Genomic DNA, 14186 nt, shown 5'->3' on the forward strand with positions numbered 1-14186 from the left:
CTCTCAATGCCCTGGAAAGCCGCATTCCCAAGCCATTTGCCGCACTTTCGCCGGAACCACGGCGCTGTCCGCGGACGGTCGTCCGCGTTGTCCGGACGACGCACGGACGCCCGGCTACGCAACAGGGAGGATCTTCACTCCGGTCAGCGATCCGGTCCGCCTCCCGGTAACCAAACCTGCCCGGATGAGCACTTACTTCAGATGAGTACACAAGGAAAAAAACTGGCGTGGATCCAGGCACTGCGAGGTATCGCGGCCCTGATGGTCGTGATGGTGCACGACCGCGGCGCGCTGGTAGGCGACGGCGGCGCAGGGCGAATGGTTGCCAATGCGCTATTGCCGATGGCCATGGGGGTGGATCTGTTCTTCCTCATCAGCGGCTTTCTGATGGTGTTGACCACCCGGGATTTCGACGGCAGCAAAGCGTACGCGTGGGCGTTCACCGCCAAGCGGATCGCCAGGATCTGGCCCTTGTATGCCATCGTGACGCTGCTGGCCATTGCCGTGGATCACCACGGCCTGCACGGGTTTGCCGATCGGTCCGTGCTACTGCCGTATCTGGAAGGGCTGGCTTTCATTCCGCACAACCCTGCTGCGTCCGGCCTTTATTTTCAGATGGCCGTGGGTGTGGCGTGGACCTTGTGCTTCGAGTGCTATTTCTATCTGGTGTTCGCTCTGTGCATGCTGTTCGGGCGCTGGCGCTACGGAGTGATGGCAGGGTGGTTCGCCTTGACCCTGATAGCGATTCCGGTTTTGCGCGGAGGCTACCATTTGGGAGTGGCTTCGCAGCCGCTGGTGGAGTGGTCAAGGTATGCCAACCTTGCCATCAATCCGATCGTGTGGGAATTCGTGTTCGGAATGCTCGCTGGCTGGCTGTATTTGTCCCAATTCACAATCAAGCGCAACGTAATGATCTATTCGAGCGTCGTGCTGTTGACCGCCACGCTGCTGATTGGATGGCACCGAATCGGCATGGTGAATTTCTTCGGTCCCGCCGGCTGGGGCGCGCCGCTGACGATCCTGTTCTTGGGTGCCGTCATGTTGGCGAAGAACGGCGCTATGAGGGTTCCCGCGGGGCTGGTGTGGCTGGGGGAGGCTTCCTATTCGCTTTACCTCGTCCATGTCTATGTTTTCGTGCTTGCGCAGCGAGTGATGATGCCTATTCCGATGGGCGCCGATTCGTTCAGGGCGATGCTCTTTGTAGCGCGTCCCGTGCTTGCCGTTATGGGTGCGTGGCTGGTGTTTCGCTATGTCGAAGCGCCGGCCTCGGCATGGGTGCGCAAGTGTTTGCTTCAAATGACGCACAGGCGGCATGCGCAAAGGAGCTTGCCTGCATGGGCAGGCCCGGAATCATCCGCCCGTCGTATTTCCGACGGACCTTGAGCCTGGAAGGCTCAATGCCTGATCACGATCGTGCCGTACGTTTGAGGCAAGTCGCGCATCGCGTTCAAGGTATGCACCAGCTCGCGATAGCTGCACGCCAGTTGCTCGTACAGCGCCGCATAGGCTTGTCGGGTGACATCGGCTACTCCCTGATAGGCGCTACGCCCGATGGTGATGAAGTAATCCACGCTAACGCGCCGCCGCTCGGCCAGTCCCGGGAACAGGCCGGCAACCAGCAGGCATTGGTCGCCGACGTCGCGCAACGCGTCTGCACGGGCCCGGCCAACCAACTCCAGCGCGTGTAGCCAGTCCACGCCTTGTGCATGCGATAACAGCTGGTTGTCAGCCTGGTAACGTAACAGCACGAACACCAGGTAGCTTTCGCTCGACTCGTCGAGTCGCCGCCCGGTTCGTTCGTATGCTTCCTGCACCAGGGCCTGCCAGACTTCCACTGGCGTGCCATTTCGGAATGCGTCAAACATGTCGTCTTTCCCCCCGGTCATCCGACGCCTCCAGCGTAGCGCGCTCAGGACGCAAGTGCTTGGCAGTCGGGTAATGAGGCTGCTAAGGCTTTGCCTCATTTAACGTCCGTTAGGGCGGCTTCGTAGGCTGGGATGGCAATCCCAGCTTCGGGAAGCTACCTGCACAGCTGGGATTGTCATCCCAGCCTACGAAGCCTTGAGAATGTGAATCGGGCGGCAGTCATGCTGGGCCCTATTGCTTATCTCCCTAGGACAATTTCTTAGGCGGCGTAAGAGCAAAAAAATATAGAGTGGAATTAGAGGCACTTGCGGATTGGCGCAAGCTTTTGCGCATTATGCGTATCACGTTTCCTACACATATTGCTCAGCAATCTCGGTCGTGCAATGCGGGCGACGCAATGCGAATGCGCCATTAGGGGCCGCACAGAAAATCTTCGTTGTGGTTGCGCCGGCAACGGCGCAAGCACGGTAGTGGCTTGTGCCGAAGAACTAGGCGGGTGCAAAAAAAACGCGCCTTGGCTGGTAGGGGAAACTATAGGTACGTACGTCTTGATAATGGTGGGGAATGTTCGCGGCGCGATTGCACGCGCTAAGTCGATGCGTTTGTGATGGAGCTTCTTCGAGCAAGAGGCTTGTTGCAGTTCGCACGGATGCTGTCGCTGTTGGTATTACCGCGGCTCTCGGATGGTCCGGAGTCGAAACCATGGCCACTTTTGTTTCTGGGGAGAATCAAAATGCAAGCTAAGTTCAAGTGCGCGCTTTTGGCTGGTCTTATCAGTGCTGCGTGTGTTCCCGCTGCTTTTGCGGCGCAGCCTGTGAATGTCATGGGGCAGACGGATGAACAGGTCGGCCCGATCGAATCGCTGGCACGCCAGTCGTGGCGTGAAGACATGGCGCAGATCGCCACGCCGACGGAAGGCTGTTTCCAGGCTTCCTATCCCAGCATCATCTGGCAGCAGGTAGCGTGCAAGGCGGTGACCCCGCACGTGCACAGCTTGCCGGCCAAGGTGAAGCAGAAGCATCTGCAGCCGGAGACGACCGGAAATGGCAACGACTACGTGTTGCAGGCACCGGGTTCGTCCCACATCAGCAAAACCGTCGGCAGTTTCCCGTCGGTCACGGGCGTGACGTCCGAACAGGGCGTGGGCGTTGCTTCGTTTGGTGGCGGCGGCATTCTTGGACCGAATGAATATTCACTGCAGATCAACTCGCAATACACGTCCACCACGTCGGCGTGCCATGGCCATTCCGGTTGCACCGTGTGGCAGCAGTTCGTGTATGCACCCGACTATGAGGTGCAGGGTGAAGCGGCCGGTTTCATGCAGTACTGGCTGATCGGCTACGGCGGTACCAGCTGCCCGAGCGGCTGGGGCAGCGATGGCTCGGGTGACTGCTATCGCAACAGCAATTACGTCGCACTGCCCGATGTGCCGGCCACCAAGCTGGCCAGCATGAAGGTGACCGGCTCGGCCACCTCCGGCGGCAACGACACCATCACCGTCACCTACGGCACCGCCGCTTACAGCGCCAGTGGCAAAGACAGCGTGGTTTACCTCGCCACCGTCTGGAAGCAATCGGAGTTCAACGTGGTGGGCAACGCCGGCGGTTCGGAAGCCGACTTCAACAGCGGCGCGTCGATCAAGGTGAAGGTTGCCGCCACGTATGGTTCCACCACCGCACCGTCTTGTATTGCCAACGCCGGCAGCACCGGCGAGAGCAACAACCTGAACCTGGGCAGCTGCAGTGCCGCAGGTGGTACTTCGCCCTATATCCAGTTCACCGAGTCGAACTGACAGACGGGTTTCTTCGTACCGGAAAGCCGAGGGGCAGCCCCCTCGGCTTTTTTTGTGTTCTGGGGATTTGTCACGATCTAAGTGCCCTTTCGCGATGAACAAGCCATGCACGAAAAAGCCAAAGAGGGTTTGTTATGCTGCAAGCCGAGACTTGACCTGGATCGACCCGACTATGCCGATCTTTTTTGGCTCTTGCGCTGCAGGAGCGCACGCTTGATAGAGGGCGATGGCGGGACAGGGGCTGCGCATGCGAGACGTCCAACGTATTTTGTTGAAGGGCCATTCTGGCTGCGACGAGACAGGATGCACTAAAGATATCCGGGGAGCTGCCGATCTTCTCCTGACTGGTCTCGAGCAAGGGAGAGCTGGTTGTCCGATGATGCCGGGCAAGGACCGTTTTCCAGGGCTATTCCAAGACATCGACGGTCCTTCGGCCATGTATGGGGATGGCTGGGGGGCTTGGTTGTGCAAAAGGGATAGGGACGTCGCATAACCCCTATATGCAGCGCGATCCATCACCTAAGAGGTTTCCCACCGGCGTGGGGCGAGTGAATGTCCTGGAAAGAAGTCCCTGATCTGCTGGCGGTCGGATTGTTGATCTACGCCTTTGTGACCGTATCGCGTCCAGTCGGCGGCATGACGACGCGCCTGTGGCTGGCGGGCTGGATTTGCGTTGAGCTGCATTTCGCCGCGTATTCGTTCCTTGACTTGCGGGGCCCGGGCGGCATGATCGCTGACGTAGTGGGCACGGCGTCGCTGGTGTGGTGCGCGGAATTGTTCTGCTGGTCGATGGATCCGCGCCTGCATCAATGGGAGAGCCGCCTGCTGTTCTGGGCCATGTCGGCCGTGTACACGCTTTATCTGGCGCTGGCTTCGCTGCCTGCGGTGCCGGAAGACCTCATGGTGGGAGCCGCCAGCCTGTTCGCCCTGGTGCCGCTGACCATCATTGCCACGACCCCGAATGCCGAGCGGCCGCCAAACCGATGGATCACGGTGATTCTCAATACGGCACTCGCGCTGGCCTTGCTGCATTGGCAGTTTTCCAAGCACGGCCCGGATCTGATGAGCGTGCTGCCGCTGTTCGTGGCCTATTTCACCTGCTGCCTGCAATTCTGCTTTTCGAAGCAGCGCCGGACCGGGGGCTTCGTAGTCACGCTGCTGGGCCTGTTGGCCTGGTCGCTGGTGTTTCCGCTCGGCATGGTGTTCGACATGTTCTATCCGCATGTGCAGGTGGGCGCCGAGGTATGGAACTTGCCCAAATACCTGGTGGCGGTGGGCATGATCCTGCTGCTGCTGGAAGGCCAGTTGAGGCGTAACCAGCATCTGGCGCAACACGATGCGTTGACCGGGTTGCCGAATCGCCGCCTGTTCCAGGACCGCATCATTGGCGCCATCGAACGCGCGCGGCAGCACAAGGCGCGAATGGCGATGCTGGCGATCGATCTGGATGGGTTCAAGCAAGTGAACGATACCTTGGGGCACCACGTCGGCGACGCTGTTTTGCAACAGGTCGCGCGCCTGTTCATGACACGGCTGAGGCGGGTCGATACGCTGGCGCGTACCGGCGGCGATGAGTTTTCCGTGGTGCTGGAAGGGCCGATCTCGCGCAAGGAGGCTGCCGATGTCGCCAGTGCCTTGCAGCAGCTGCTGGATACGCCTCTGACGATCGAGGGGCACACCATGCAGGTCGGCGCAAGCATTGGCCTGGCGATCTTTCCGGAAGATGCACTGACCCCGCATGGGCTTTGCATCCGTGCAGACGAACGGATGTACATGGCCAAGCGCAATGGCGGCTGCGCGGTGCAGTCGGGTTGAGCATCCCTAGTGCGGATTACGCGAGCTGTTCGTCCAGGCTGCGCGTCTGCGGCGTGATCTCGTTGCCGGTGTGCTTGGTCGACGCGGGCTCGATCAGCAGGATCCAGCATTCCTCTTCCGCTATCGGGTTGTGCTGAACGCCGCGCGGCACGGTGAAGAAATCGCCTTCATGCAGGTCAATGACCTGCTGCTTCAGCTCGATGCGCATGTGGCCCTTCACCACGTAGAACAATTCGTCTTCATCGTCGTGCGCATGCCATATCAGCTGGCCTTTCAGCTTTGCGACCTTGAGTAATTGATCGTTGACGCGGCCGATGACTTTGGGGGACCAGTAGTCGGTGATCCGGTCGAAAGTTTGCAACAAGTTCTGGGACTGGAACATGGTGCTGCCCTGCCAAGTGCGGGTAAGCATTGTCGCATGCCACCAAGTGGACGATGGCGAATGATTTTGAATTATGATCCTCGCACCCAATGCCGATCAGGGGATGGCATGAAACGATCCAGGAAGGTATCGCTGGCCGTCATGGGACTGACGCCGCTGATGATCACCGCGTGCGATAACGCGCAAAAAAGTCAACAGATCTTCACCACGTTGGGCAACTGCGCCGAGGCGGGCGTGCCGGAGGCCAGCTGCGAGGCCGCGTATACGAAGGCAGCTGCCGAAGCGCCCAACCTGGCGCCACGCTATGCGACACGCGAGCAATGTGCCGAGGACTACAGCCAGGACACCTGCCACGAGAACGCTGCCATGCAAGGTGATCCAGTCTGGAGCCCCGAGATGAATGGGTTCCTGATCGGCCGTGTCGTGCAGGCTGGCAATACCGCTTACTATCCGGCCGGCCCGGTCTTCCACAAACGCGACGATACGGATTACTCCCCGCATTACGGACACGTCTACAGCGGCGGTACCGGCGGGTGGCATGCCTCGTCATCCAGCGAGGCAGTGGGAGAAGGCGACACCATCGGGCGCGGCGGCTTTGGGCATGGCAGTGGCGAAGGCGGTGAGGGCGGTGGCGAGTGAAGCGCGTTGCCATTGAGCCACGAGCTGACTGGCAAGCGACCGCCCAGCGCTACGGTTTTCAGTTCCATTCCGTCGATGGCGAACCTTATTGGGACGAGTCGGCGTATTACGCCTTCAGCTTGCAACAGATCGAGCGTGACATCGAGGGGCCTACCGGTGAGCTGCATCAGATGGCCTTGTCGCTGATGGACGAGGTCGTAGCGAGCGAGGACTTGTTGACCAGACTGGCCATCCCTGCACGCTATTGGGATTGGATTGCCGCGTCGTGGCGCCAGCGGCAGCCGCATCTGTATGGCCGCATGGACCTGGTTTACGACGGCTTGCATCCGGCCAAGCTCTACGAACTCAACTACGATACGCCGACCTCGATTTACGAGGCGGCATTCTTTCAGTGGATCTGGCTGGAACAGCAGCAGCAGCGCGGCATGCTCGCGTCGGGTACGGATCAGTACAACCAATTGCAGGAACTGCTGATTCTGGCCTTTGCCACGTTCGGGAAGGCATTGCCCCGGCCGTTCTATTTCACGGCGGTGCGGCACAGCCTGGAAGACCTGGGCACGATCGAATATCTGCGCGACTGCGCCGTGCAGGCTGGTGTGCATGGCGAGATGATCGCCATCGAGGATATCGGCATTACGCGCCAAGGCAGGTTTACCGATCTGAACAACAGGGTCATCGGTTCGCTGTTCAAGCTCTATCCGCTGGAGTACCTGTTCAACGACGAATACGGGCCCTCTTTGCCGAGCTCCGGCTTGCAGTTGATTGAGCCGCCGTGGAAAGCCGTGTTGAGCAACAAGGGCATCATGCCGCTATTGTGGCAAAGTTATCCTGGCCACCCGAACCTGTTGCCGGCGCACTTTGATGAAGCGCCGGAACAGCCGTTGCCACCGGGATGGGTAAGAAAGCCGCTGTTTTCGCGGGAAGGCGCGAACGTGCTGATCACGTTGCCGAACGGCGAAAGCATTAGCTCACCCGGGCGATATACGCAGTGTCCTGTCATTCGCCAGGCTTTCCATCCGTTGCCACGCTTCGAAGGCGGCTATCCGTTGATCGGAAGTTGGGTGGTCGGTGATACACCGGCAGGCATGGGGATACGTGAGGACGCAACACTGATTACACGGGATACTTCGCGGTTCGTGCCGCATGTCATTGCGTGAACGCGCAGGCGTAGTGCGTGCGTGACTGTTGCAAGGAGCACCCGGCCTCTGCCGCGAGGCCGGGCGTTTTTTCAGGCCAATCTGTTCAGGCCATCCCTAGGGAACGGTCAAGTAATAGGTGAATGTATTGGTCATGCCCATGTTGCTGGTGGCGGTGCGCACGATGGTGTGCTGGCCGGGCGAAAGCGGCTTGAACATGAGGAAGTAGCCGTTGATCACCACCGGCTGATAGGAACCGGTAATGCAGGAATCGAAGGTGGACTGCAGGCTCGGGTCGCCCTTCACCGAGTTCAGGCTGTCGGAGATGTAGTGATACTTCAGTACGTCTCTGACCGGCTTGCCGTCGAGCGTCACGCTGAGGCTGGTCATCATCATGTAGGTGCCGCTGTCCTGGTACAGGAAGTCATACAGCGATTGTCCGGGTGCTGGACCGAAGTTCGGATTGGGGCAAGGCCAGGTGTCGGCCACCCAAGCGATCTGGAACAGGATGGCCTTGTCGCGAGGAATGGTGCACGAGCGGGTGTAGTTGCCGGGGCTCATAGCGAAGATCGGGGCTACGTACCATACCGGCCCCTGCTGGCCTACGGTGCAGAACTGTCCGGTGGGATCGAAGTAGGGGTTCTGGCTGTAAGGCTGTGCGTAAAGCCACTGCATCGACAAATTGGCCCAGCCGTTGATGCTGCGGTCGAACGGGTGAGACCACTTCGGGTATACGGGCGAGTCGTCCTGATCGGGCTGCCACGCGTGAGCGGCGCTGACGCCAATCAGTGCGCAGCCAAACGCAAGCCATGTGCAAAGCTTCTTGTGCATAGATCTCTCCATCTGGTGTGAAGTGCTATACAGCGCGTGGGGGAGGCCGGAGCCTCTTGGGGAGTGTTGAGTTTTGCGCAGGCCGGTCGTAGCGCGCTTCCAGAAACGTGCCCAAACAGCACACGGCGGGCTTGCCGCAAATCAACATGAATCGCTTCCAGAAACGTGCTTTGTGCCGAACAACACTTGGCTTTTGCACGGAAGGTGTATGATCGGCGCTGCATCGGGGAAGCATTGCTAGGGGCATGCTTATGTCGATCATGCAGACCGTGCTGCGCACGCCGCACTTCGAAGTGATCAGCCACGTTTGCCAGCGTCCGCGGGTGGCTTGCGGCACTGTCATTGGCGGTCTGCCTGCACGCTTCATCTTTACCCGGCGCGGCTCGTTCATGGTGCATGTCGGCAGCCGCTGCTGGTTCGCCAGGCCGGGGCAGGCGGTGTTCCTGGGGATGGGCATCGAATACCACGTCACCCATCCGGACGCCGAAAGCTGCGACTGCTGCACCGACGTGCTGATCAGCGAAGAGATGCTGGACATGCTCGGTGCGCACACCGACCCTGGCCAGCCTTGCCGTGCATTCGGCCATGATCTGCGATTCCAGAAAACGCATGTGGAATTGCTGCGCGGGTTGCTGCGCGGCGGTGACGCCGATGACGCCGAAGAGGTTTTACTGGATACGCTGAGCTATTTGACCGAGTCGTATGAAGCGGGAACGTCCGCAGCGTGTGGCATCAAGGTGATGCGCCAGGTGACGCGCGTGGAAGAGGCAATCGTCGGCCGCGCCGAGGAAAATCTCGGCGTGGAGGAGTTGGCGAAAGTGGCGGGCTGCTCGCCGTTCCATCTGTGCAGGATCTTCCGTGCCTGCACCGGGCAATCGCTACGGCAATTTCGCATGCAGCAGCGTTTGGGTTCGGCGCTGGGGCGTCTGGGGGACGGCGAACGTGACCTTGCCGCTCTCGCTTGCGACATGGGTTTCAACAGTCATAGCCATATGACCGACGCATTCCGGTTGGCGCTGGGCATGTCGCCCAGTGAGGTGCGCGATGACATGCGGCAAAGCGATTTGCAGGTTTTGAAAAATCGGCTACGGGATGTGCGGGGTCGCTGGAAGGATGGGAAGCCATCTTTGGCTGGTGCCTAAGCGCAAGAGGGATTCGAGCATCTACCGGAATGGCACCCAAAAGGCGCGTAGGGTGCATCGTGGCCGTCTGTTCACGCCGCCTTGCGTCGCTGCGTGACGATCTGGCATTCCCGTACCATCGCCAGCAAGGCATCGCCGGCAATCAGCTCGATCGGCTTGCCGTGCACGAAGCGTTGCGCGTCGTCGGTGTAGTGGCCGATGGCGACGATCTTTACTGCGTCGGCACGGTGATGCATCAGCAGTCCGTACATTTCCCGCACCACGCGCACGTCGACCAGCTTGGTGCGCCATTGTTTGCATTGCACGAGGGTGGTCGCGCCGTCTTTGTGGAGAATCAGATCAATGCCGCCATCGGCGCCACCGAGCCCGATTTCGCGCACCTGGTAGCCCTGGCGCCGGAATGCTTCGCCGACCAGCATTTCGAATTCGCGCCAGTCCATCGCGCTCAAGCTGCGCAAACCGGATTGCGAGGTGAGCAGGTAGTGGCGACGCCGGCTGTCGAGGTAGGAGATCAGCGCGGCCAGCCAGCAAGCAGTCAGCAGCAGCCAGGCGGCCGGAGCGTAGGCGCCGTCGGCGAGCGTGGTTCCCAGCGCCTGGCCGACCGGACCGCCGAACATGGTCATGCACCAGGCCAGGCCGTAGCGCATTGCGGCATAGCCGGCCAGGCCCAGAACGATGCCGGCCTGCCATGGCAGCTTGGAAACCATCTCAATGCCGTCGTCTTTGCGCCTTCCCACCGCCCCCTCCCGAGCGTCTGCTTTTTGTTCGTATGGCTTGCCTGATCCACGCAAGCAGTCAGTCACTGCAAGCAGGAAATGCGCCAATGGATGAGCTTGGCTGGCTTGCTCGAGGCTGACTGGCCGAGTTCAGGGTGGGGCGGGATAATGCACGGAAGTGCTTGTTTTGCCTAGCACAAGCGCAAGCGGGCAAACCGTGGGGGCGCCAGATATTGAGATGTGGTTCACATTATCTTGTGACTCCCTGCGTCACCTGACGCAATGGGTACGGCGCGGCGTGTCGTTCAGGTCGCCAGCTAGCGGCGTAGCGTGCACGTGTACACGCGCCACGCACGGCGCGCCGTCGGGTCTGGCGGGGCGGATCAGCATGCGCATCCATTTGGCATGCTTTCAAGTTAGGGAACGCCCATCCCTAGCGTGCTCAGGCGGCGAGACGTTTCAGCGCAATGCCCAGCGCGATGCTGTAGCTGGTGCGTGCATCCCCATTGACGACCACGGTGGCCACAGCTCCGGAAGCGTTGGCGGGTTCAAGCGAAGCCTCGCCGTCCTGCACTTCGACATAAGGCATGTCCAGCGCGTCCAGTGCATCGCCAAGTCCCGCTTCGGGATGCAACTGCGACTGCTGAGCGAGGGTACCCGGTGCGAGCACCATGAATTCCGTGCTGTGCGGGCGAGCCGTGCGCACTCGAGCGACGAACTCGCGCAGACCCGTACAGGTACACACTTCAACCGTACGCCCGGCCGCCAATGCCAGTTGCTTGAGCTGACCGAGCAGCTCGCGGCTGAGCGAGGGGGCATGAACCTGGGGGCCTTGTACGATCATGATGGTCATGCTGCCGAACCCGCGTGCGTTTCATGGATGGCGCATGTTCGCGTCAGCATCGGTAAAGGCGCTATATGGAGGGCCCGCAGGATGCGTAAATTCTTCGCAAAGGACGGCGCCGACGTGGCAAACGTAACGGCGTTGCGGCAAGATGCCGCCACCATCAGGAGGGGAATCGTCCATGCTCAACTTGCCGCCCAAGGACCCACGCTCGCTGCTCGGACGCTTTCGTTACGGCGGCGTGCTGGTAGCCATCATCATCACCTTCCTGTTGTTCAACAGCATTTTCGTGGTGTCGCCCAGTGAAGAGGCGGGGACGCGCTGGATGGGTGGTACGCCGATGACCTCGGTGCCGCTCAAGACCGGCGTGCATTTCAAGGTACCGTTCTTCGAATCCGTGGATCGCCTGCAGACAAGCCGTTCGGTCTACGTGCTGAATGGTCTGGACGTTTATACCAACGACAACCAGAAAGTCACCATCGACGTCAGCCTGATCTACAAGATACCCAGCTCCGCCGTCATGAATCTGCTTTATCAGGTTGGGCGCGCAGGTTCAGTGGATGTCGAAACCACCATCTTGCCGGTGGTGCGCGATCGTGCGCTGGCGGCTTTCGCGCGCTACAACACCCTAACCATCTCCGACCAGCGTACACAAATCACCGCGCAAATGCGCCGCGACATCAGCGATGCCTTGCAGCGATTGTTCAACGTGGACGTGATCGACGTGCAGCTGGTCGGCATCCATTACTCGCCGATCTTCGACCAATCCATCGAAGAAGCCGTACGCGCCAAGAACCTGGCGGTGCAGGCGGAGAATACGGTGGCGCAGAAGCGCTACGAAGGCGAACAGAAAACCGTTACCGCGCACGCGGAAGCCACCGCGGCGGTGGAGCGCGCCAATGGTGAAGCGCAGGCCACCGTGCTGCAGGCGCAGGCTCAGGCCAAAGCCATTGAAACCGTGGGCCAGGCGCTGAAAAGCAATCCCGAATACAGCCGTTTCTATGGCTTGCAGCATTGGAACGGCATTCTTCCCCAGGTGGTGGGCGCGGGTTCCATTCCGATGATCGATCTGAGCAAGGGGCAGGACACCGGTAAATAGCTGCTGTCTCTAAGGATGGCCTGAAAAAAATCCGAGATGGACTTTTTCAGTGCGTAGGCTGGGATGGCAATCCCAGCATCGGGACGTCGTGTGGAAAGCCGGGATTGTCATCCCAGGCTACGCGTTACACCACCAGCCTTCCTGGCCGGTTCGTCATTCAGAGGAATTCGCGTACGGATGCTTGTCGGCGAGCTTGCCGTTGCCGGTATAGGTGGGCGCGCGGGGCGTGTGCTCGTCCATGCTGATCACCACGCGATTGCGGCCGTCGCGCTTGGCGCGATAAAGCGCGCTATCGGCGGCAAGTAGCAGTCGCCGCAGGTCGTAGCCGTAGTGGGCCGTGGAGGCGATACCGAAGCTGGCGGTAAGTGCGACATGGTCTTGCGTGTCGTTGGTGGTGGCCTGCAACGCCAGGCGGATCTTTTCTGCGCGTTCGAGCGCCTGGATGAGCGTGGATTCCGGCAGCAGTATGCCGAATTCTTCACCGCCGATACGGCCGAATACGTCGCAGGAGTGCAGATGCTGCTGGCAGACCGACACGGCCCGCTTCAATGCGGTGTCGCCCACGACGTGGCCGTGCGTGTCGTTGATGTCCTTGAAGTGGTCCAGGTCGATCAGCACCAGGCAGGCCCCACGCAGCGACTTGGCCGCGTAGCGCAGGGTCTGTTCCGCTTCTTCGACGAAATGCTGGCGATTGAAGATACCGGTAAGACCATCCCGGCGCGCCAGGCGCATGAAGCGCAGTTGCGAGCGCTTGAGGCGATACAGCCAGAAGGCGATCGAGGCCAGCACCGTTAGCAGCAGCGTGATGTAAAGGCGACTGGTCACGACGGCTTTGCCGTTGAGTGCCTGCTGCAGCTGCAGGATCTGGTTTTGCTTGTTCAGTTCGTTGAGTTCGATTTTCTTGGTTTCTACCTGCTGTTTGACGATCTGATAGGAGAGGGCCTTTTCGCGGATGTCATCGAGATGTTCTTTGTCGGCAGCCACATATTTTTCGTGATAGGCGAGCGCTTCGCGCAGATTGCCGTACTGCTGCTCAACTTGATAAAGAAGCTGGTAGGCCTTGATCAGGGGTTCGGTGAGGTTGCTCCTGGAGGCCACATCTACGGTGGCCATGGCATATTTTTGGGCCAGCGCAACGTTGCCTTTCTTCCAGTAGGCCTGCGCGAGAAGCACGTTGTATTCGGCGGTCAGTGCTTGATAGTTGAGTCCTTTCACTTCATCGTTGGTGGCTTGCAGAATGGCGAGGGCATCATCCGTTCTGTCCTGCTGCAAGTCCAAAACCGCTATGTCGCGCCGTATCGTGTCGGCCGCTAGTTTGTCCCCAACATCAAGGCATCGCTTGATGCCTTTCTGAAACAGTTCGCCGGCTATTCGCTTTTGGCCGCCGCGAATTTCGGCGTGCAATTGGAGCATATGGCCGATGCAGCCAATATTGCCCTTCGGATAATCGGCGATGATCTGCTTGGCATAGCCTGCGGCGAGGTCATATTGACCGACTTCGCTAAGTAGCTGCGAGGCTTCTCCAAGGATCGGAAAGCGCGCTCCTTGATCGGCAACGGGCGGGAGGTTTTCCAGTGCGCGATCCAGGTATTCGAAGGCTTCCTCGTAGTGATGCTGGACGCCCAGGACGTTGATCAGGGCGGCTGTCGCCCGTGTTCTTAGCTCGTTGTCGGGGGCTTGCTTGACCACTGCCTCAAGCAGCGACTTGGCCTTGTCTTCCCGGCCGCTGTAGTCGGCCTGCCAGCCTTCCAGAAAGCGAAGACGCCACTTCTGTGCTTCGGACATTTCAGTTGTCCGGCCTTCGAGCCCGTCAAGGAGTCTGACAAAGCCAGGGTTGTCGGTGGTTTTTATGCTGTCGGCCTGGACCAGTAGTTGCGTGATGTCGTTCGAAGCATGTACGGCGGCCATGCCTGTGCTTGCGAGC

The 14186-nt window shown here is 60.0% G+C and carries 13 protein-coding genes; 7 read left to right on the forward strand and 6 right to left on the reverse strand.

Going from position 1 to position 14186, the window contains the following annotated elements; translation table 11 throughout:
- Window positions 1-201 precede the first annotated feature (201 nt).
- Window positions 202-1383 carry an acyltransferase family protein gene (locus EKH80_RS19180; RefSeq protein WP_158628886.1) on the forward strand — a complete coding sequence of 394 codons (1182 nt, stop codon included), beginning with the start codon at window positions 202-204 and terminating at the stop codon, window positions 1381-1383.
- A gap of 11 nt (window positions 1384-1394) precedes the next feature.
- On the opposite strand, the gene EKH80_RS19185 is transcribed toward EKH80_RS19180, so the two are convergent.
- Window positions 1395-1865 carry a hypothetical protein gene (locus tag EKH80_RS19185; protein ID WP_126686409.1) on the reverse strand — a complete coding sequence of 157 codons (471 nt, stop codon included), beginning with the start codon at window positions 1863-1865 and terminating at the stop codon, window positions 1395-1397.
- An 824-nt stretch (window positions 1866-2689) separates the two neighbouring features.
- On the opposite strand from EKH80_RS19185, the gene EKH80_RS19190 reads away from it, so the two are divergent.
- Together EKH80_RS19190 and EKH80_RS19195 are read left to right on the forward strand one after the other, a co-directional pair.
- Window positions 2690-3658 (forward strand): hypothetical protein, encoded by a 969-nt coding sequence (locus EKH80_RS19190; RefSeq protein ID WP_230473828.1) that lies wholly within the window; start codon window positions 2690-2692, stop codon window positions 3656-3658.
- Between the two features lie 552 nt (window positions 3659-4210).
- A complete protein-coding gene (locus EKH80_RS19195; protein WP_126686411.1) occupies window positions 4211-5473 on the forward strand; it encodes a GGDEF domain-containing protein in 1263 nt (420 codons plus the stop codon).
- Window positions 5474-5489: 16 nt separating this feature from the next.
- On the opposite strand, the gene EKH80_RS19200 is transcribed toward EKH80_RS19195, so the two are convergent.
- Entirely contained in the window at window positions 5490-5885 is a 396-nt protein-coding gene (locus EKH80_RS19200) for a cupin domain-containing protein (protein WP_230473829.1), read from the reverse strand.
- A gap of 78 nt (window positions 5886-5963) precedes the next feature.
- On the opposite strand from EKH80_RS19200, the gene EKH80_RS19205 reads away from it, so the two are divergent.
- Window positions 5964-6494, forward strand: coding sequence for a DUF1190 domain-containing protein (locus tag EKH80_RS19205; RefSeq protein WP_158628887.1), 531 nt, complete (start codon window positions 5964-5966; stop codon window positions 6492-6494).
- Complete coding sequence (locus tag EKH80_RS19210) at window positions 6491-7651, forward strand: glutathionylspermidine synthase family protein (RefSeq protein ID WP_126686413.1); 1161 nt, start codon at window positions 6491-6493, stop codon at window positions 7649-7651. The genes EKH80_RS19205 and EKH80_RS19210 overlap by 4 nt, the downstream gene beginning before the upstream one ends.
- A 96-nt stretch (window positions 7652-7747) precedes the next feature.
- On the opposite strand, the gene EKH80_RS19215 is transcribed toward EKH80_RS19210, so the two are convergent.
- The gene (locus EKH80_RS19215) at window positions 7748-8461 is read right to left on the reverse strand and encodes a hypothetical protein (protein ID WP_126686414.1); all 714 of its coding nucleotides are present in this window, start codon (window positions 8459-8461) and stop codon (window positions 7748-7750) included.
- A gap of 251 nt (window positions 8462-8712) precedes the next feature.
- Here EKH80_RS19215 and EKH80_RS19220 point away from each other — a divergent pair, with 251 nt between their 5' ends.
- Window positions 8713-9603 carry a helix-turn-helix domain-containing protein gene (locus EKH80_RS19220; RefSeq protein ID WP_158628888.1) on the forward strand — a complete coding sequence of 297 codons (891 nt, stop codon included), beginning with the start codon at window positions 8713-8715 and terminating at the stop codon, window positions 9601-9603.
- A gap of 71 nt (window positions 9604-9674) precedes the next feature.
- Here the strand turns inward: EKH80_RS19220 and EKH80_RS19225 are convergent, their stop codons facing one another.
- Together EKH80_RS19225 and EKH80_RS19230 are read right to left on the reverse strand one after the other, a co-directional pair.
- The gene (locus EKH80_RS19225) at window positions 9675-10340 is read right to left on the reverse strand and encodes a restriction endonuclease (protein ID WP_126686416.1); all 666 of its coding nucleotides are present in this window, start codon (window positions 10338-10340) and stop codon (window positions 9675-9677) included.
- A 421-nt stretch (window positions 10341-10761) separates the two neighbouring features.
- On the reverse strand, window positions 10762-11172 hold the full coding sequence (locus tag EKH80_RS19230) for a hypothetical protein (protein WP_126686417.1): 411 nt from the start codon (window positions 11170-11172) through the stop codon (window positions 10762-10764).
- A gap of 172 nt (window positions 11173-11344) precedes the next feature.
- Here EKH80_RS19230 and EKH80_RS19235 point away from each other — a divergent pair, with 172 nt between their 5' ends.
- The gene (locus EKH80_RS19235) at window positions 11345-12262 is read left to right on the forward strand and encodes an SPFH domain-containing protein (protein WP_158628889.1); all 918 of its coding nucleotides are present in this window, start codon (window positions 11345-11347) and stop codon (window positions 12260-12262) included.
- Window positions 12263-12415: 153 nt separating this feature from the next.
- Here the strand turns inward: EKH80_RS19235 and EKH80_RS19240 are convergent, their stop codons facing one another.
- Window positions 12416-14170, reverse strand: coding sequence for a tetratricopeptide repeat-containing diguanylate cyclase (locus EKH80_RS19240; protein ID WP_158628890.1), 1755 nt, complete (start codon window positions 14168-14170; stop codon window positions 12416-12418).
- Window positions 14171-14186 lie beyond the last annotated feature (16 nt).

Origin of the sequence: Dyella choica (assembly GCF_003977665.1) — a bacterium.
Taxonomy (GTDB): Bacteria; Pseudomonadota; Gammaproteobacteria; order Xanthomonadales; family Rhodanobacteraceae; genus Dyella_B; species Dyella_B choica.

Coding starts and splice junctions, on each gene's coding strand:
- EKH80_RS19190 (WP_230473828.1), top strand. CDS start 2,690: ATGGGGCAGACGGATGAACAGGTCGGCCCGATCGAATCGCTGGCACGC.
- EKH80_RS19235 (WP_158628889.1), top strand. CDS start 11,345: ATGCTCAACTTGCCGCCCAAGGACCCACGCTCGCTGCTCGGACGCTTT.
- EKH80_RS19205 (WP_158628887.1), top strand. CDS start 5,964: ATGAAACGATCCAGGAAGGTATCGCTGGCCGTCATGGGACTGACGCCG.
- EKH80_RS19180 (WP_158628886.1), top strand. CDS start 202: ATGAGTACACAAGGAAAAAAACTGGCGTGGATCCAGGCACTGCGAGGT.
- EKH80_RS19220 (WP_158628888.1), top strand. CDS start 8,713: ATGTCGATCATGCAGACCGTGCTGCGCACGCCGCACTTCGAAGTGATC.
- EKH80_RS19185 (WP_126686409.1), bottom strand. CDS start 1,865: ATGTTTGACGCATTCCGAAATGGCACGCCAGTGGAAGTCTGGCAGGCC.
- EKH80_RS19230 (WP_126686417.1), bottom strand. CDS start 11,172: ATGACCATCATGATCGTACAAGGCCCCCAGGTTCATGCCCCCTCGCTC.
- EKH80_RS19200 (WP_230473829.1), bottom strand. CDS start 5,885: ATGCTTACCCGCACTTGGCAGGGCAGCACCATGTTCCAGTCCCAGAAC.
- EKH80_RS19240 (WP_158628890.1), bottom strand. CDS start 14,170: ATGGCCGCCGTACATGCTTCGAACGACATCACGCAACTACTGGTCCAG.
- EKH80_RS19215 (WP_126686414.1), bottom strand. CDS start 8,461: ATGCACAAGAAGCTTTGCACATGGCTTGCGTTTGGCTGCGCACTGATT.
- EKH80_RS19195 (WP_126686411.1), top strand. CDS start 4,211: ATGTCCTGGAAAGAAGTCCCTGATCTGCTGGCGGTCGGATTGTTGATC.